Origin of the sequence: Rossellomorea sp. YZS02 (assembly GCF_033963925.1) — a bacterium.
Taxonomy (GTDB): domain Bacteria; phylum Bacillota; class Bacilli; order Bacillales; family Bacillaceae_B; genus Rossellomorea.
Genome location: NZ_JAXBLY010000016.1, coordinates 64,559 through 82,720, shown reverse-complemented (window position 1 = coordinate 82,720; position 18,162 = coordinate 64,559). Strand labels below are relative to the sequence as shown.

The 18,162-nt window shown below is 45.6% G+C and carries 19 protein-coding genes; 14 read left to right on the top strand and 5 right to left on the bottom strand.

Annotated features, from left to right (window positions below; genetic code table 11):
- The first annotated feature begins 28 nt into the window (after positions 1–28).
- The 3 genes from mbcS (at position 29) to rarD (ending at position 4,311) form a co-directional block, all read left to right on the top strand.
- Positions 29–1,612, top strand: a complete 1,584-nt coding sequence (mbcS, locus tag SLH55_RS16080) for an acyl-CoA synthetase MbcS (RefSeq protein ID WP_320323972.1) — start codon at positions 29–31, stop codon at positions 1,610–1,612.
- A 116-nt stretch (positions 1,613–1,728) separates the two neighbouring features.
- The gene (locus SLH55_RS16075; RefSeq protein ID WP_320323971.1) at positions 1,729–3,318 is read left to right on the top strand and encodes an amidohydrolase; all 1,590 of its coding nucleotides are present in this window, start codon (positions 1,729–1,731) and stop codon (positions 3,316–3,318) included.
- 78 nt (positions 3,319–3,396) lie between these two features.
- Positions 3,397–4,311 carry an EamA family transporter RarD gene (gene rarD / locus SLH55_RS16070; protein WP_219166489.1) on the top strand — a complete coding sequence of 305 codons (915 nt, stop codon included), beginning with the start codon at positions 3,397–3,399 and terminating at the stop codon, positions 4,309–4,311.
- Positions 4,312–4,435: 124 nt separating this feature from the next.
- On the opposite strand, the gene SLH55_RS16065 is transcribed toward rarD, so the two are convergent.
- Positions 4,436–5,236 (bottom strand): NAD kinase, encoded by an 801-nt coding sequence (locus tag SLH55_RS16065; RefSeq protein ID WP_034756196.1) that lies wholly within the window; start codon positions 5,234–5,236, stop codon positions 4,436–4,438.
- 150 nt (positions 5,237–5,386) lie between these two features.
- Between SLH55_RS16065 and sppA the strand changes: the two genes are divergently transcribed.
- From sppA to SLH55_RS16030, 7 genes are all read left to right on the top strand, one after another.
- The gene (gene sppA / locus SLH55_RS16060; RefSeq protein WP_219166491.1) at positions 5,387–6,397 is read left to right on the top strand and encodes a signal peptide peptidase SppA; all 1,011 of its coding nucleotides are present in this window, start codon (positions 5,387–5,389) and stop codon (positions 6,395–6,397) included.
- Between the two features lie 5 nt (positions 6,398–6,402).
- Positions 6,403–6,942: an RDD family protein gene (locus SLH55_RS16055; protein WP_219166492.1), complete on the top strand. Its 540-nt coding sequence runs from the start codon at positions 6,403–6,405 to the stop codon at positions 6,940–6,942.
- Between the two features lie 288 nt (positions 6,943–7,230).
- Positions 7,231–7,941 (top strand): DUF2953 domain-containing protein, encoded by a 711-nt coding sequence (locus SLH55_RS16050; protein ID WP_219166493.1) that lies wholly within the window; start codon positions 7,231–7,233, stop codon positions 7,939–7,941.
- Between the two features lie 15 nt (positions 7,942–7,956).
- Positions 7,957–8,433, top strand: coding sequence for a GerW family sporulation protein (gene ytfJ, locus SLH55_RS16045; protein ID WP_219166494.1), 477 nt, complete (start codon positions 7,957–7,959; stop codon positions 8,431–8,433).
- 132 nt (positions 8,434–8,565) lie between these two features.
- Complete coding sequence (gene tpx / locus SLH55_RS16040; RefSeq protein ID WP_219166495.1) at positions 8,566–9,066, top strand: thiol peroxidase; 501 nt, start codon at positions 8,566–8,568, stop codon at positions 9,064–9,066.
- A 134-nt stretch (positions 9,067–9,200) separates the two neighbouring features.
- Positions 9,201–10,184, top strand: a complete 984-nt coding sequence (locus SLH55_RS16035) for a class I SAM-dependent methyltransferase (RefSeq protein WP_374939759.1) — start codon at positions 9,201–9,203, stop codon at positions 10,182–10,184.
- Between the two features lie 309 nt (positions 10,185–10,493).
- The gene (locus SLH55_RS16030; RefSeq protein ID WP_308807549.1) at positions 10,494–11,690 is read left to right on the top strand and encodes an acetate kinase; all 1,197 of its coding nucleotides are present in this window, start codon (positions 10,494–10,496) and stop codon (positions 11,688–11,690) included.
- An 81-nt stretch (positions 11,691–11,771) separates the two neighbouring features.
- Here SLH55_RS16030 and SLH55_RS16025 read toward each other — a convergent pair whose 3' ends face one another.
- Positions 11,772–12,092: a hypothetical protein gene (locus SLH55_RS16025; RefSeq protein WP_219166498.1), complete on the bottom strand. Its 321-nt coding sequence runs from the start codon at positions 12,090–12,092 to the stop codon at positions 11,772–11,774.
- 310 nt (positions 12,093–12,402) lie between these two features.
- Here SLH55_RS16025 and SLH55_RS16020 point away from each other — a divergent pair, with 310 nt between their 5' ends.
- Complete coding sequence (locus SLH55_RS16020) at positions 12,403–13,242, top strand: EcsC family protein (RefSeq protein WP_219166499.1); 840 nt, start codon at positions 12,403–12,405, stop codon at positions 13,240–13,242.
- A 24-nt stretch (positions 13,243–13,266) separates the two neighbouring features.
- Here SLH55_RS16020 and SLH55_RS16015 read toward each other — a convergent pair whose 3' ends face one another.
- Entirely contained in the window at positions 13,267–13,584 is a 318-nt protein-coding gene (locus SLH55_RS16015) for a hypothetical protein (protein ID WP_219166500.1), read from the bottom strand.
- Between the two features lie 211 nt (positions 13,585–13,795).
- Here SLH55_RS16015 and SLH55_RS16010 point away from each other — a divergent pair, with 211 nt between their 5' ends.
- On the top strand, positions 13,796–15,007 hold the full coding sequence (locus tag SLH55_RS16010) for an argininosuccinate synthase (protein WP_257474910.1): 1,212 nt from the start codon (positions 13,796–13,798) through the stop codon (positions 15,005–15,007).
- The gene (argH, locus tag SLH55_RS16005) at positions 15,004–16,398 is read left to right on the top strand and encodes an argininosuccinate lyase (protein WP_219166501.1); all 1,395 of its coding nucleotides are present in this window, start codon (positions 15,004–15,006) and stop codon (positions 16,396–16,398) included. Before SLH55_RS16010 ends, argH begins: the two co-directional genes overlap by 4 nt.
- Before the next feature lie 255 nt (positions 16,399–16,653).
- Here argH and SLH55_RS16000 read toward each other — a convergent pair whose 3' ends face one another.
- Positions 16,654–17,106 (bottom strand): universal stress protein, encoded by a 453-nt coding sequence (locus SLH55_RS16000; protein ID WP_219166502.1) that lies wholly within the window; start codon positions 17,104–17,106, stop codon positions 16,654–16,656.
- 108 nt (positions 17,107–17,214) lie between these two features.
- On the opposite strand from SLH55_RS16000, the gene SLH55_RS15995 reads away from it, so the two are divergent.
- Positions 17,215–17,367: a hypothetical protein gene (locus tag SLH55_RS15995; protein ID WP_219166503.1), complete on the top strand. Its 153-nt coding sequence runs from the start codon at positions 17,215–17,217 to the stop codon at positions 17,365–17,367.
- Between the two features lie 140 nt (positions 17,368–17,507).
- Here the strand turns inward: SLH55_RS15995 and SLH55_RS15990 are convergent, their stop codons facing one another.
- Entirely contained in the window at positions 17,508–18,161 is a 654-nt protein-coding gene (locus SLH55_RS15990) for an SDR family NAD(P)-dependent oxidoreductase (protein ID WP_257474911.1), read from the bottom strand.
- Between the last annotated feature and the right edge of the window lies 1 nt (position 18,162).

Here is an 18,162-nt window from a genome sequence, read left to right as displayed (position 1 = left end):
AGTACCGACAAACAAGGGGGAGTCAGATGTGAAAAGGGAAGAATTGATTGCACCGGAAAAGTACAATTTGGTAGAGGAAGTAGAGAAGTTTGCAAGTGATCAAGACAAGCTTGCCATCAAATGGGAAAATGAAGAAGGAAAGAAAGAAGACATTACATATTCGCAATTATTGAAAGATGTAAATAAAATTGGAAACGTTTTCTACGGGGCGGGTCTAGTAAAGGGAGATGTCATCCTTGTCATGGTTCCACGTCTGATAGAGGCGTACGCCGTCTATCTTGCGGCCCTTAAATCAGGATTAGTGGTGATACCGAGCTCTGAAATGCTGCGGACGAAAGATCTTGAATACCGCATCGATCATGGGGATGTGAAAGGGATCGTAGCCTACTCTCCATTTGTGGAGCAGTTTGAAAACGTGAGGGGGATGGAAAATCTCCAGAAGTTCGTCGTCGGTGAAAAGCATGAGGGCTGGATAGCCATACAAGAAGAGATGAAAGGTGCATCTGAAGAACTTGCATTCGCTGATACGAAAAGGGATGACATGGCGTTCTTATCTTACACTTCAGGGACGACGGGAAATCCGAAAGGGGTTGTCCACACACATGGATGGGCCTATGCTCACCTGAAAACAGCCGCTCGTGAATGGTTATGCATCGAAGAGGGTGACACGGTTTGGGCGACGGCAGGTCCAGGGTGGCAAAAGTGGATTTGGAGTCCGTTCCTGTCTGTGCTGGGATCAGGAGCTACCGGTCTTGTATACCAAGGGAAGTTCGATCCCAATAAATATCTGCAGATGCTTCAGGATAATCATGTCAACGTGTTATGCTGTACGCCGACAGAGTATCGCCTGATGGCCAAAGTCGATAACCTGGGAACATATAAGCTTGATCATCTGCACAGCGCCGTATCGGCAGGAGAGCCGTTGAACAGGGAAGTCATCGATGCGTTTAAGAGACACTTCGAGATCGAAGTCCGCGACGGCTACGGACAGACGGAAAACACACTTCTCGTCGGAATCATGAAAGGTATGGAACTGAAACCGGGATCCATGGGGAAACCGACACCTGGAAACAGGGTCGAAATCATCAACGACGAAGGCTATCCATGTGAAGTAGGAGAAGTGGGAGACATCGCGGTTCACGTTGAAACCCCTGCCCTCTTCAAAAATTATTATAAAGATCCTGAGCGCACAGCCATGCAGTTCAGGGGAGATTACTATATTACAGGAGACAAAGCCAAGAAGGATGAAGACGGCTACTTCTGGTTCGAAGGCCGCGGGGATGACATCATCATCAGCTCCGGTTACACAATTGGACCTTTTGAAGTAGAGGATGCACTTGTCAAACATCCATCCGTTCAGGAATGTGCCGTTGTAGGAAGCCCTGATGAGGTCAGGGGATTGATCGTAAAGGCATTCGTTGTACTGCGGGAAGATGTGGATCAGGCTGATCCGGAACTGATTCCTGCCCTACAGCAGCATGTGAAAGAACTGACGGCTCCTTACAAATATCCGCGTAAGATTGAATTTGTAAAGGAACTGCCGAAAACGACATCAGGAAAGATCAGAAGAATCGAGCTTAGACAAAAAGAATTGAATTCAGTGAAAAACTGATCACCCGATAGGGAGCCTATAAGGCTCTCTATTTTTTTATGGTTTTTCCATTTCAGAATTTTTCTATAATATGATACATTTGAGAAATAGACTTTTATGAAAGAAGGAAATGCATCATGGGTACTTTATGGAGAAACGGAATCATCTATACATTGCAGCATGAAGGTCATCAAGTGGAAGCAGTATTTACAGAGAACGGTCTGATCAAGGGCCTGGGCACATCTGAACAATTGGAGCAGGAGTTTACGGTAGATTCTGTGGTGGATTTGGAGCAGAAGGTGATGTTCCCGGGGTTTGTGGATAGTCACATGCATCTGATCGGTCACGGTGAAACACTGATGAGGCTGGATCTTTCCAGTATGAATAGTAAACGGGAAGTGCTCGATGCAATCAAGGAAAAAGCCGGCGGTCTGGAAGAAGGGAAATGGGTCATCGGTGAAGGCTGGAATGAGAATCTTTGGAGTGATGCAGCCGTCCTGACGAAGCAGGAAATCGACGCTGTCGTCCCCCATCATCCCGTCCTATTGAAACGGATTTGCCGACATGCCATGGTCGTCAATTCATTGGCATTGAGAAATGCAGGAATCGATGAACACACACCGAATCCTCCAGGTGGTTTGATTGAAAAGGACGATGATGGATCTCTCAATGGATTACTGAAGGATAAGGCACAGGACCTCATGATCGACGCCCTGCCTTCCATCTCATCCGAGTACCTCGTTGAAGCCCTGACAAAAGGGATCGAAAGCTGCTGGGAGCATGGACTGGTCGGGGGCCACACAGAGGATTTAAGCTATTATGGAAACTTCAAGAAAACGTATGATGCGTTCCTGGAGACAATTAATGTAGGCAAAAAGAAATTCAGGGCTCACCTTCTTGTCCACCATGCAGTCATTGAAGATTGGAAGGAAGAGGGGCATCATTTCCTTGGAGGAAATGAATTCATTGAATTCGGTGCCATGAAAATCTTCGCTGACGGAGCGTTAGGAGGCAGAACGGCGTTACTCAGCTACCCGTACGCCGATGATCCAAGCACGAGCGGGGTCAGCATCCACACCAATGAAAGACTTCAGGAACTGGTGAAAAAGGCAAGGAAGTATGAACTGCCGATAGCGGTCCATACGATCGGGGATCAGGCTTTTGAAAATGTCGTCGATGCGGTCCTGGAGGAACCTTCCGTTCACGGAAGACGCGACCGTCTCATCCACGCCCAGATCCTTCGCAAAGAATTGATTGATAAAATCAAAGGACTGCCCCTTATCCTGGATATTCAACCGAGATTCGTGGCGTCGGATTTCCCTTGGGTGATCGACCGATTGGGTGAGGAAAACATGACATACAACTATGCCTGGAAAACGCTCCTTGAGGAAGGCATTCCTTGTGCAGGTGGATCGGATGCACCGATCGAGCCGATCAACCCGCTTTGGGGGATTCATGCGGCGGTCACCCGCACCAACCCTCTTGATCCTGGGAAAACGGAGTATCGTCCAGAAGAGAAGCTTACGATGTATGAGGCAATCTCCCTTTTTACAAAGGGCAGCGCCTATGCCTGTCACCATGAAGACGATAGAGGAGTGATCTCTGAAGGCTATACGGCCGATTTCACCGTATTGGACATCGATCCATTCACTGTCGAGGAAGACCAATTACTCGGTAAAGTCGTCGATATGACCATCGTGGACGAAACCATTGTCTATAAAAAATAAATAATCATTGCCCCCAAAACCTTTCACCGATATAATGGAGATATTTCGGAAATAGAAATAGTTTTGGGGGTGTTTTTTATGAAGCAAGATCAAGCCGGGATTCTGTATACGGCCTTTTCCTATTTTCTTTGGGGAATTCTTCCGATCTACTGGAAATGGCTCAATCATGTATCAGCGGATGAGATACTGGCCAACCGCATTTTCTGGTCCTTCTGGTTCATGCTTCTATTCCTGTTCGTCAGCAGGCGTTGGAAGGATTTTACCAACTATTTAAAAACATCTCTGACCAAAAAGAAGCAGCTGTTCGCCTTGCTGCTCGCTTCAATCCTGATCAGCACAAACTGGTTTATTTACATTTGGGCTGTGAATACCAATCAGATGGTGGAAGCAAGCCTCGGCTATTATATTAATCCGCTGGTCAGCGTATTATTGGGCGTGTTTATTTTAAAAGAAAGCCTGTCGAAGGCTCAAATGGTATCCTTCGGGTTAGCTGCCATCGGAGTGCTGATCCTGACGATTTCCTATGGGGAATTCCCCTGGATCGCCATCGGTCTCGCCTTCTCATTCGGACTATACGGCCTGGCCAAAAAACTCATCCAAGTCGAATCATCCATCGGACTCACACTCGAAACGATGACCATCGCACCCGTATCCCTGATTTACCTTGCCTACATGTACAAAGAAGGAACCCTTTCTCTGTTCCATGTATCGGGAGGGACGGACCTCTTACTTATGGGAGCAGGTGCGGCGACCGCGATTCCGTTGCTGTTCTTCTCAAAAGGTGCGCAGCAGATTCCTTTGTATATGGTCGGATTTTTGCAATACATTGCCCCGACGATCACGTTGATCCTCGGCATATGGATGTATCATGAAGAGTTTTCGACGACCCATCTCATTTCGTTTATGTTCATTTGGCTGGCATTGACAATCTTTACGGCTTCGCGAGTGCAGTATGCGAGGAAGCGGAGAAGAGAGGCGAGATTGTCAGCGTAATTGAAAACGCTCCAGGTGTGGATACCTGGAGCGTTTTTTGTATGAGATTTGTGAGTGATGTGGCAAGAGGTTGGAGCAATGAGTTAATTGGTTAAAGACTCGCAACCAATCACGTCAGTTCACCCTACAAAAACGACCGTTTCACTTTCTCCCAGAACGAATTATCCTTCAATTTCACCGTTTTGATTACTTTATCACTTAACTTGGCTTCAACTTTTTCCACATGCTGAATGCTTAATGCTTCATTATCCATTCCCATCGCCGGATAATCGTTTCCGTCCTGGACGATCTTCAGGACCAGGCGGCGCTGTCCGCTCACAATAAAGGATGACCCCAGGGTACGATAGCGGTTATTATTCAAGGAAGCCATTTCGCTCACCTGGATACAAGGAAGCATCGGATCGACGACGGCTCCATTGACGGATTTGTTATAAGCGGTGCTTCCCGTCGGAGTGGCGAAGATCATGCCGTCGCCTCTGAACGTTTCAAAATGTTTGTCGTCGATGAAGACGTCCATGACGAAGGTTTTGATGATGCCGGAGCGGATGCTGAATTCATTCAGGCAGTGAAAGGACGTCTGGTTGTCGACGGTCACTTCGATGGTCGGGTATTTACGTACTTCGATCTGCTCGGTTGTCATGGCTTCGATCATCTTGGATGTGTCATCGATATGGAAGTCACAGTACATGCTGAGCGTGCCGCCGGTTGAAATACCTGCATACAGGCAGTCCTCCCTGAAGCCGGTTTGCCGGACGGCCTGAAGGAATGTTCCGTCGCCTCCGATGCTGACGATGATATTTGCGTTCTTCGAAGATTCTACTATATTGAAATCATACCGCCTTGCCAGTTCATATAATTGATCAAGTTTGGCCTGCATTCCTTCTTGATGAAGGGCATAGAAAAAGATATTTCGACGGTTATTCATCGTATGTACCTCCCAGGATAAAAGATAATTTTTCCCATTTACATAAAATTTTGCTAGAATCTAACTTAGTGAATATTCTATCATGTTTCCCCATGAGAATGATATTCATATCCTTACATAAGATAGGGTAAACGAGGGAGGAATATACAGATGAATGCAAAAAGGTGGACGGCATTAGGAATCGCTGGCGCATTATTCTTTGTTTCGGTAATCGTCAACTTTGCGACCTCTGCTGTGACAAGTGATGTTAATCAAGCATTTGAAGACATGTTCGGAGGGACGGACAATCCATTCTCCGAAGAAATCATCGATGAAGGAAATGCGAATAAACGGATCGCGGTCCTTGAAGTGGAAGGTGTCATCCAGGATACGGGTGGTGCAAGTTCCTTATTCGAAAGCCCGGGCTATAACCACGAGCTCTTTATGGATAAGCTTGATGCCGTTGAAAAAGACAAATCAGTCAAAGGGATCATTTTAAAAGTGAATTCTCCAGGCGGCGGTGTAGTGGAAAGTGCACAGATCCACTCGAAACTGGTGGAAATCATGGAAAAAACGAAGAAGCCGATCTATGTATCGATGGGCGGTACGGCGGCATCCGGAGGCTACTACATATCAGCACCGGCTACAAAAATCTTCGCCAGCAAAGAAACGCTCACGGGTTCACTCGGGGTCATCATGCACAGCATCAACTACTCGGAACTTGCTGAGAAATATGGAGTCGATTTTGTCACGATCAAGAGTGGACCGTATAAAGATATTATGAGTCCGACCCGAAAAATGACGGATGAAGAACGGAAGATCATTCAATCCATGATCGACAATTCCTATGAAGGCTTCGTCGATGTCATTGCGAAAGGCCGTGATATGTCGGAAGCGGATGTCAAGAAGATCGCAGACGGACGTGTGTACGATGGGATCCAGGCGAAGGAAGTCAACCTGATCGATGAATTCGGTTATGTGGAAGATACCATCGCCGCGATGAAGAAGGATTATAAATTAAAAGATGCACAAGTATTTGAATACACAGCAGGTGACCCTTTCTCTGAATTCTTCAGTATGGGTGCAAGAAAAATGATGGGTCAGGATATGGAAGCGGCAGCACTGATGAAGCTCCTCTCAAATCCTGGTTCCCCGCGATTGATGTATCTATACTCTGAATAAGGAAGGTGAATGACGTGAGTGAAAGCTTTGAGCAAAATGAAACGCGTGAACATATCGAAGTCCAGTCGACTTCACCTGACTATTCAGGTAGAATTCCCCGAGACGGTTATTACCTGGCGGGGTTCTGGATACGATTCTGGGCCTATCTTGTGGACTTGATCGTCATCGGAAGCATCACGCGGCTGATCGTAAATCCGATTTTCAGACTGCTGGACATCTCTTTATCCGACGGTTCGATGTTTGCACCGATCTCCATTTTGACGAGCATCGTGTTCTATGGGTATTTCGTTTTGATGACGAAATACTTCAGCCAGACAATCGGAAAAATGGTATTCGGCATCCGGGTCATTGAGCTGAATGGAACGAAACCATCATGGGGAACCATTCTGTTCAGGGAACTGATCGGCCGGTTCATCTCCACGACCATCTTTATTTTATATGTGGTGGTGGCGTTTACGAATAAGAAACAGGGGATCCATGATCTGTTTGCGGACACGACGGTGGTTCAGGAAAAGAAGAAGCTGGAATTTACTCCGGCTGTGTGAGGAAGAGAAGCAAACCTGCTGATGTGGCGGGTTTGTTTTTTTAATGGTTTATTTCCTTTTTGTGGTAAATGACGCAATTACGTGGTGGAATGACGCAATTAATGAAATAATGACGCAATCATGGGACGAAATGACGCAATTAATCAAAAAACGACGCAATCACGAACGAAAATGACGCAATCAACCCCCAGACTTGGCCGTCAGCCCCATTTTTCACCGCAATTTCCACCTCCCCAAGTTTATTTTCCCCCGCAAAGGCCATAATAAGAGGTTGAAGGGTGTGAATTTATGAGCTGGTGGATCTGGACGTTAATTATTATTGCGGCACTTATTATATTTCTATTATTTATTGCAATCATCACGAAGCTGACCGTCACGATTTCCTTATACCATGGGAATGACAATGATCATTTCAAGGTGAAGCTGAGGGCGTGGTTTGGTTTGATCAAATATACCATCGATATTCCACTGGTAAAGCTAGATGATGACGGCCCGAATGTCGTAGTCGAGCAGGAGACGAAGAAAGGAAATGAAAGCAATCCTTCTAAGGAAAAGGCTTCAAAAAAGAAGATCACGCCTCATGATTTTATTGCGAGCTTAAATGATACGAAAGAGGTCGTCATTCACGTCCAGTCCATGCACCGGATCATCAGGGGGTTTCTAAAAAAAGTGAAATTGGATCAAGTACAGTGGAAGACCTTTTTCGGAACTGGGGATGCAGCATCAACGGGGACGTTGACTGGAACGATCTGGGGAATGAAAGGGAGCATCATCGGCATCCTGAGCGGGTACGTGCGCCTTCAATCCATGCCGGTCATTGAGGTGACCCCGACATTTCAGCATGCGGTGATTCAAACTCAATTTTCATGTATTATCCAGTTTCGCATAGGGAATGCTATCCTAGTAGGTTTCAAGATACTTCGGTACTGGAGAGGCGGCCGGGCCAGGTTTAAGACAAAGCCCCTTTCCACCATTTCTGGAGAAAAACATTCAGTTTAACTAGGAGGTCTTCACATGTCAGAACATCCGATTGAAGGTCTGATGACCACGGCAATGGAAAATTTAAAAGAAATGATCGACGTGAATACAATCATCGGTGATCCCGTTGAAACACCCGATGGAAGCGTCATCCTGACCGTTTCAAAAGTAGGCTTTGGATTTGCTGCAGGTGGGAGTGAATTCATCATCGACAGTAAGGGTAAAGATGATAGCGGCAAAGGCGGAGATGGCGGAAGTGACAAGTCATCCCCTAAGCAGCAGCCGTTTGGCGGAGGTAGCGGGGGCGGGGTCTCCATTACGCCAATCGCATTCCTGATCGTCAGCTCGAAAGGAATCAAGATGCTTCATTTAGATGAAAGCACTCACCTGATCGATCGACTGCTGGACCTGGCTCCGGGTGCCATTGAGAAGATTCAGGGCATGATGAAAAAGGATGACAATAAGCAGGACAACAGCAGTCAGGGCAACCACAATCAAAAGCTGGATCTATAATGGTTAATGAGCTTACTCGTCAAGAGTGGGCTCATCTTTTTTTTTCGGGAAGGACCCCTATGATTTGCTTTCCCCCTCCCTTTTTCTGTAGTATGAAAAGTGTACATACCAATTATAGAGGAGGAACAAATCATGGCAAATATCACGTTTAAGAACAACCCTGTCACTTTATTAGGTAATGAGGTAAAAGTAGGCGACAAAGCTCCCAACTTCACAGTATTAGCTAATGATCTATCAGAAGTCACACTGAATGATTCCAAAGGCAAGGTGCGTTTAATCAGTGTCGTTCCTTCCATCGATACCGGTGTTTGTGATGCACAGACGCGTAAATTCAATGAAGAAGCTACGAAATTTGATAATGTAGAAGTATTGACGGTTTCAGTTGACCTTCCATTCGCACAAAAGCGCTGGTGTGGAGCGAACGGAATCGAGAATGTCCAAACGCTTTCTGATCACCGCGATCTTTCTTTCGGAGAAGCATTCGGCGTTCACATCCAGGAACTTCGTCTTCTAGCACGTGCTGTGTTCGTTGTAGACAGCAATGATGAAGTAACGTATGTGGAATATGTGAGCGAAGCGACTGACCACCCGGATTATGACGCTGCCGTTGAAGCAGTGAAAAACGCGAAGTAATCCTGACCCAACCAGAATAATCTTTAAGACATGCTGACCTGACTTATCCGTGGTCAGCATTGTTTTTTTTACAAACGTCTTTGACAAAGGTAAAATAGATGAATGAAAATGAGATAAAGGAATGAATGCCGATGATTAATTCGCCAGTCGAATCACTATTTGGAATAATCGACGAAACGGCTACGTTGCTGCAAGAGGAACTCGCCTGCAGTTATTTAGAAGCCGTGGCCGAAACAGGGGAAAACCTGTTTCAAGGGGATGTCCTTCAGGAAGAAGTCAATGAACTGACCAAGAAGCGTCTCAATAAAAAGTACGATGAAGTAAACCTTTCTCAACTTGAGAATGAAAATATCCGTAAAGCCTTTCAATTCGCGATTTTAAAAGGGATGAAAGAGAACGTGCAGCCGAATCATCAAATGACGCCGGACTCACTTGGGTTATTCATCAGCTACCTGGTGAATAAATTTACGGCAGATATGAATAAGCTGACCGTCCTTGATCCGGCGATCGGAACAGGGAACCTTTTAACGACGGTGTTAAATCAAATGCCTGGGAAAGAGACCGAGTCCATAGGGGTCGAAATTGACGAGGTGCTGATCAAGCTTGCGTATGTGGGAGCCGATCTTCAGAAACATCCATTGCAACTCTTTAACCAGGATTCATTAGAGCCGTTGTTCATCGATCCCGTCGATCTTGTCCTTTGCGACCTGCCAATCGGCTATTATCCGAACGACCTGCGCGCCCAGGATTATGAACTGAAAGCGGAAGAGGGCCATTCATATGCTCACCATCTGTTCATTGAACAAAGCCTAAGGCATACGAAGGACGGAGGATACCTGTTCTTCATCGTGCCGAACGGACTCTTCGAATCACCGCACAGCGCACAGCTGCAAGGTTATCTGAAAGAGAAAGCCGACATCCAGGGCTTCCTGCAGCTGCCGCTTTCACTGTTCAAAAATAAAAACTCGGCGAAAAGCATCCTGATCCTTCAGAAGAAAAAGACAGGAATCAAGCCTCCTAAAGAGGTACTGCTTGCGCAACTGCCAAGCCTTTCGAATCAAAGAGCCCTTCAGGACATCCTGTCGAAGATCGATCAGTGGTTGGTACAGAATAAATAAAAGACTGCCTTTGGGCGGTCTTTTTTTTGCGTTTTATTGAAGGGGTGTTCTGGGTATGCAGGGAGTGAGGAGTTTCCCAATCGTTTTTTAAGTTTATCAACCGAAGTTTCAATCTATCCACCGTTCCTTCAAATAGTATTCACATTTTTGTGAAAATATTTAATTTACCATGAAAACGATGTCATTTCAAGCTTTTTCTTGAAATAGGGTGGAGTCAGTGATTTAATGGGGAATTGAGAGATAAAAAACGATTCAATGAACAGAATAAAGGTAGAGTCGATAGATCGAAAACAAAAGGAGCGATACAACGTGGCAAAAAAAGTGATTGCAATTAATGCTGGAAGCTCTTCATTAAAGTTTCAGCTTTTTGATATGCCTGAAGAAACGGTTATTACAAAAGGTCTCATTGAACGTATCGGATTAAACGATGCGGTTTTCAATATAACAGTGAACGATGAAAAACGTGAAGAAGTAACGGATATCCCGAACCATGAAGTAGCCGTTAAAATGCTGCTTGAAAAGCTGACAGGCTTTGGTATCATCAATTCACTTGATGAAATTGAAGGGATCGGTCACCGTGTCGTACACGGCGGGGAGATCTTCAATGAGTCCGTTCTGATCACAGACGAAGTGATTACGAAAATCGAAGAGCTATCTGATTTGGCTCCACTTCATAACCCTGCAAACTTAACGGGAATCAAGGCGTTCCAAAGCGTGTTGCCTAATGTTCCTGCGGTTGCAGTATTTGATACGGCGTTCCACCAATCCATGCCTGAGAGCTCATTCTTATACAGCCTTCCTTATGAGTACTACGAAGATTTCGGAATCCGTAAATATGGTTTCCACGGTACGTCCCATAAGTATGTATCCCAGCGTGCAGCTGAAATGCTTGGCCGTCCGGAAGAGCAAGTGCGCCTAATCTCTTGTCACTTAGGTAACGGTGCGAGTATCGCGGCCATCGAAGGCGGAAAGTCTATCGATACATCCATGGGCTTCACACCACTAGCGGGTGTTGCCATGGGAACTCGTTCAGGTAATATCGACCCGGCTCTTATCCCGTTCATCATGGAGAAAACGGGATCAACAGCTGATGAAGTATTGAATATCCTGAACAAGAAGTCCGGTATGCTTGGTGTATCCGGGTTCTCAAGTGACCTTCGTGACATCGAGCAGCAGGCTTCAGAAGGTAACGAGCGTGCGGAATTGGCTCTTGAAGTGTTCGCCAACCGTATCCATAAATACATCGGTTCGTATGCATCCCGCATGTACGGTGTAGACGCGATCGTCTTCACAGCAGGTATCGGTGAAAACAGTACACTGATCCGTGAAAAAGTCCTTCAAGGCTTGGAATTCATGGGCGTATACTGGGATCCTGCCCGCAACAAAGTACGTGGAAAAGAAGCATTCGTCAACTACCCGCATTCACCTGTAAAAGTCATGATCATTCCTACGAATGAAGAAGTGATGATTGCTCGTGATGTTGTGGAAAAAGGGAATATCGGCTAATATATAATAAATTAGAAAGAGCGACAGTAACTCCCGAGGGGGGGCACTGTCGCTCTTTCTTTTATTAGCAATTTGAGTCAATTAAATGAACTTATTGATCAAGTTTGAAAGTTTTTTATATAGTGGCTTATTCTTTTCTTTGGAAATAATCAATATGGGCAACACAACGATTAATAAAGCGGCAATTGTAAGTCCGGCTTTAGCTACTGCGTCCAATAGGAAATACTTAGTGTTAATTAATATAACAACTAAAGAACACCCGATAAGAAAAAGGGATTTATAGAATAGATAGTATTCATTTTGGTTCTTTTCATTAGCCAAACTTGAAAGTTTTCCTATTATGACAGAGACAGTAAATACAAATAGAATGGCATATAGTGCCCCTAATAAACCAGATATCATTTCAATTACTTCCTTTCGAAATACCTTCCCTTAAACAGTAAGTATTTATAACCGGTTACTTGTATTAATTTACCACCCTTGTTTTTAAGTTTAAATCGAATTTTTTAAATTTAAGTTTGATTTAAGGTTCTTTAAAGAATAACTTAAGGTTACGACCAGCAAAAGAATTAGGAGAGGTGGAGAACAAATAAATAATAAATGAAAAATCCTCCCCTTCAAAATTTCAGACTATTCCCACCACTCAATCGAACTCCCAGTTCCACATGTGATATACTATACCTAATTCAACGAATGTAAGGAGTGGGGAGAAGTGAACTGGTCAGAACGGGATAAGCAGGTATGGCAGTCAATCAAGACGTGGAGAGAAGAGTTATATGAATACGAAGCGAATGATTTGGAGCATACATATGTGAAATGGTTGGATTACGCGTTTGAATCGATTCCTGAAGATATGCAGGAGCAATTTTTCCAGCGTCTCGATGGCTGGTTGTTTCATATGCACTCTCTGATACAAGGTTCACAGATGCAGAATGATGCACGTGAGCGTATCCTTGTGACGGCGCGGGCGTTTAATCAGGATATTCAGACGGTGGAGGATCTGCATTATCTTACGATTGATCAGCTTCATTACATAGCGGAACAGCACGCGGGACGTCACCGCATCTACTCCCTTCTCCAAGGCGGAGTGACGGGGACCGGCGGCTTGGTGGCTCTTGGTTCGGACCTGCCGGCCATGCTTGTCATCAATCTCCGGTCGGTGCAGCTCATCGCCATCACGTACGGATTCGATGTTCAGACGCCGTTCGAAATGATGACGTCATTGAAGGTGTTTCATGCGGCCACCCTGCCGGCAAGACTTCGGGCCCTTGCGTGGGAGGATCTGATGGAGGATCTGAACAAGAAGGATTCCAATTACTTCTACGATGGATCGGAGCAGCTGACGGATTACACGTGGCTGGAAGGATCCATGAAGCAGGCGCTGAAAGCGATGGCGATTACGATGTTCAAAGGGAAGAAGTGGTCGGGTCTGCCACTTGTCAGTATTGCCATCGGAGCGGGATCCAATTATCAGCTTTCGAGAAAGATCACTGATTTTGCGGAAAAGTATTATCAGTACCGCTACCTGCGCGATAAGAAAAATGAACAATAAACAAAAAGGGGAATGATGTGGTCATCACATCGTTCCCCTTTTTGTTTTTTCCGGATTGGTCCGGTACCAGAGCCATAGGTCATTGATTTCCGAGGCCCGTTCAGAAATTTCATTGTTGATTATGCAGGACCGGTCAAAGTCATCTTCCGCAGCCAGTTCCTCCTGCAGGCGCTCGATCTCCCCGTCAATATCCCTGATTCGGTCTGGAATTGTTCCACGGACGCGCTCCCACTCAAGAAGGATCACTTCCTGTTCCTCGGGAGAATACATCGGCCATTCCTTCAGCATAACGGGAAGGTGGATGCCCAGTCTCGGATTATACGAAAAAAATTCATTCCTCATCTTTCTGGACGCTCCTTACGTTTCATTCTTATTTCATCCTACAATAAATTCTGCGTGAAGCCCAGTGCGAAGGCGATGTCACATCTTGTCCATAAAATAATTATACAAATTGATGAATAAGTATTGATGTATTTCTCGTAAACTGCTAATATAAATTCATCTTAAAGAATAAATATTCATTTATATAGAAAATCAACAGGAGGAGATACGGATGAGTAAAAAAGTGGTATTAGCCTATTCAGGTGGTTTAGACACGTCGGTTGCGGTTCAATGGTTAAAGGAAAAAGAATACGAAGTCATTGCATGTTGCCTGGATGTGGGGGAAGGGAAGGATCTTGATTTTGTACAGGAAAAGGCTTTGACGGTAGGAGCGTCCAAAAGCTATGTCATTGATGCAAAAGAAGAGTTCGCGAACGATTACGCGCTTATCGCTCTGCAAAGTCATGCACTGTACGAAGGGAAATATCCACTGGTGTCCGCTCTATCAAGACCGTTGATTGCCAAGAAGCTTGTGGAGGTCGCCGAACAGGAAAATGCAACGGCGGTGGCGCATGGTTGTACGGGAAAAGGAAATGACCAGGTGAGATTCGAAGTGTCCATCGCGGCATTGAATCCTGATTTAGAAGTGATCGCCCCGGTTCGTGAGTGGAAATGGTCACGTGAAGAGGAAATTGAATATGCGAAAGATAAGGGGATTCCGATTCCGATCAATCTTGACTCTCCATACAGCATCGACCAAAACCTTTGGGGAAGAAGCAACGAGTGTGGAGTCCTTGAGGATCCTTGGGCTGCACCACCGGAAGATGCTTACGACCTGACATCAAGCATTGAAGAATCACCGAATGAAGCAGATGTAGTTGAAATCACGTTCTCAAAAGGGGTGCCTGTGGAACTGAATCACGTGGCGTATCCTCTTGAAGAAATCATTGCGAAGCTGAATGTGCTGGCCGGTAAGCACGGAGTCGGACGTATCGATCATGTAGAGAACCGCCTTGTCGGCATCAAGTCACGTGAAGTGTATGAGTGTCCGGCTGCCATGACTCTTTTAAAGGCACATAAAGAACTGGAAGATCTGACACTGGTGAAAGAGCTTGCGCATTTCAAGCCGGTGATCGAGAAAAAAATGACCGAATTGATTTATGAGGGACTATGGTTCTCTCCATTAAATAAAGCGCTGAAAGCATTCCTTGATCAAACGCAGGTGTATGTGAATGGCGTTGTACGTGTGAAATTATACAAAGGCCATGCCATCGTGGAAGGAAGAAAATCACCGAATTCCCTGTATGATGAAAACCTTGCGACGTATACAAAAGCGGATGAATTCGATCATGATGCTGCCGTTGGATTCATTCAACTATGGGGTCTTCCGACAAAGGTGTCTTCCATGGTCAACGCTGAGAAGAAAGAGAAAGTGACTCTATGAGTAAGTTATGGGGAGGCCGTTTTACCAAAAAGCCTGAAGAGTGGGTGGATGAATTCAATGCATCCATCTCATTCGATCAGGAGCTCGTATTAGAAGATATTGAAGGCAGCGTCGCACATGTGAAAATGTTAAAGAAATGCGGGATTTTGACGGTTGATGAAGCCGATCAGATACTAGACGGACTACACGTGCTTTACGGCAAGGCTGAAAGGAATGAGCTCCAGTTTTCCGTGGAGTATGAGGATATTCATCTGAACCTGGAGAAGCAGCTGATTGACTTGATCGGCGAGGTCGGAGGAAAGCTTCATACAGGAAGAAGCCGTAATGACCAGATTGCGACCGATATGCATCTGTTTTTAAAAAGACGAGTGGAGGAAATCGTCAAGCTCGTGGAGGATCTGCAGGAAGCGATCATCGTCCAGGCAGAGAATAATGTGGAAACGATCATTCCAGGGTACACTCATCTTCAGCGTGCCCAACCAATCTCGTTTGCCCATCATCTGATGTGTTATTTCTGGATGCTGAATCGTGATAAGGAGAGGCTTGTTGATTCGTTGAAAAGAATCGATATCTCTCCATTGGGTGCCGGTGCACTGGCGGGGACGACTTTCCCGATCGACCGTGAGTATTCTGCCGAGCTCCTTGGCTTCGGTTCCTGTTATGAAAATAGTCTGGATGCCGTGAGTGACCGTGATTTCATCCTGGAATTCCTGAGCAACAGCTCGATCATGATGACTCACCTTTCCCGCCTGGCGGAAGAGATGATTCTGTGGTCAACAGAAGAGTTCCGATTCATCGAGCTCGATGACAGTTTCACGACGGGAAGCAGCATCATGCCCCAGAAGAAGAATCCGGATATGGCGGAGCTTGTCAGAGGGAAGACGGGCAGGGTGAATGGGAATCTTATTTCGCTTCTTACGGTTTTAAAAGGACTGCCACTTGCCTATAACAAGGACATGCAGGAAGACAAGGAAGGGATGTTCGATACGGTGAAGACCGTTGTGGGATCTCTGAAGATTTTCACAGGCATGATTTCAACGATGAAAGTGAATAGTGAACAGATGAAGGAAGCGGTCGGGAATGATTTCTCCAATGCGACGGAGCTTGCTGATTATCTGGCGACAAAGGGGATTCCTTTTAGACAGGCCCATGAGATTGTTGGGAAGCTTGTGTTGTATTGTATTGAGGAGGGCTGTTATCTGAAGGATGTTTCTCTGGAAAAGTACGGTGAGTTTTCTTCGTTGATTGAGGAGGATATTTATTCGATTTTGACTCCTTATTCGGCTGTTGAGAGAAGGAATTCGTATGGTGGAACTGGGTTTGAGCAGGTGAAGGTGCAGATTGGGAAGGGGAAGGCTGAGTTGGGGTCTTTTGCTGAACAATCTGTTTAGAAAAAATTAAAACCAATTAGAGAGTGCTGGTTGATTTTCGCTACAGGTGCTCGCTTTCCGCGGGGTGGGCGGTGAGCCTCCTCGGGCTTCGCCCTGTGGGGTCTCACCTGTCCCACTATACCCGCAGGAGTCGAGCACCTTCCGCTACAATCAACTAATGGAATTTCACTTTCTCCTCGGTATTAAAGTGCAAAAGAACGGCTGAGTGGAATCATTCTCCCTCAACCGTTCTTTTTTAAGTATTAATGAAAAAAATCAATCCTCCACTTCTTCCGTCCTTACAACCAGCACGTCACAGTGGGCAGCTCTGGTGATGTGTTCTGATACGCTTCCGATGAGGAAGCGTTCGACGGCGTTGAGGCCGGTGGCACCGCAGATGACGAGGTCCGCTTTGACGTTTTTGGTTGCTTCTCTTGGGATGATCACTTTCGGGGAGCCGTATTCGACGTATGTTTTGACTTTGGTCAATCCGGCTTCGGTGGCTTCTTCCTTGTACTCGTTTAATAATTCTTCAGCATACTTGATGGCTCTTTCTCCTACAGTACGGTCATAGGATTCGATGGCTGCGAAAGAGCGGGTGTCGATGACGTGGATCAGGGACAGAGTGGCGTCATTCCGTTTGGCGATGGCAATCGCTTTTTTGAAAGCCCATTCTGCTTCCCTTGACCCATCTACAGCTACTAATATGTTGTGATATTTTAAACTCATTGTGATCCCCTCCTTACATTCATCATACTATATTTTCCCACTTATATCTGTAGCCAATTTTCGAACAATAAAGGAGAATATACTACTTATTTTTAAGGGGGAATCACGATGAAGAAGAGGGATCCGAAAGAGCAGTTCACGTATGATGAAAATGCGAACCAGCAGGTAAGCCAGCAGATTATGGATTCGTATACGAGCGGTGTCATCGATACGGAAAATGGTCAGTATGGGACGAATGAAAACGAACAATATGAAGAATAGGTAAGGTAAAGCTTGCAGAACCGGTAATTGTTTCTGCAAGCTTTTTATTATGTAATCAAAAAATATACAAAATAGGAGCCACCCCAAAGGCTTTCTTTAATGTGGCTCCTTCCTCTTAAACCATCTTTGAAAACGATGTGTCACGCCTCTTCGTACACAACCTCAACATCCCCTTTATCCTCATGCATCTTGAACAATGCTTCAGCAATCTTATTTCCTGAAAAATAAGAGTCTTCCTGAATAAAACCGTTAATGGTCAAAGTCCCGACATAGATTCCTTTTGGGGTCAATTCCTGGTGAAGGCTGTGAGCCAGGTTCCTGAGTCCTGCTTTCCCGACTGAAAGAGAGGCTACATCAGCACTTGGATGCAGGGCTAAACCACCACCTGTCAATAGTATTGATCCTGTTTCTTTTTCCATGAAAGGAAGGACTTCCTGAACAGCGGAAAGGGCCCCGGCTACGTTCACTTTAAAATCATAGATGAAATCTTCCGGGCGGATGGTCGTTGGTTGAGCGGGCTTGATGGACGCGGCGTTGTACAGAAGAACCTCGATTTCATCCCCGAATTCTGCTCTGACTTCAGATAGGGCGTCCTTCATGGAAGATGTGGATGAAACATCTCCTTGGAACCCTTTGGCTGTGATACCCTGTGATGCCAAATCGCTCTCAAGTTTTTGGAGTGAGGCAAGCGTCCGTGAAACGAGTGCCACCTTGTATCCTTTCAGTCCAAAATTCTTCGCTGCCTCATAGCTGATCCCTTTACCGGCGCCGATAATGACAATCGTTTTATCCATA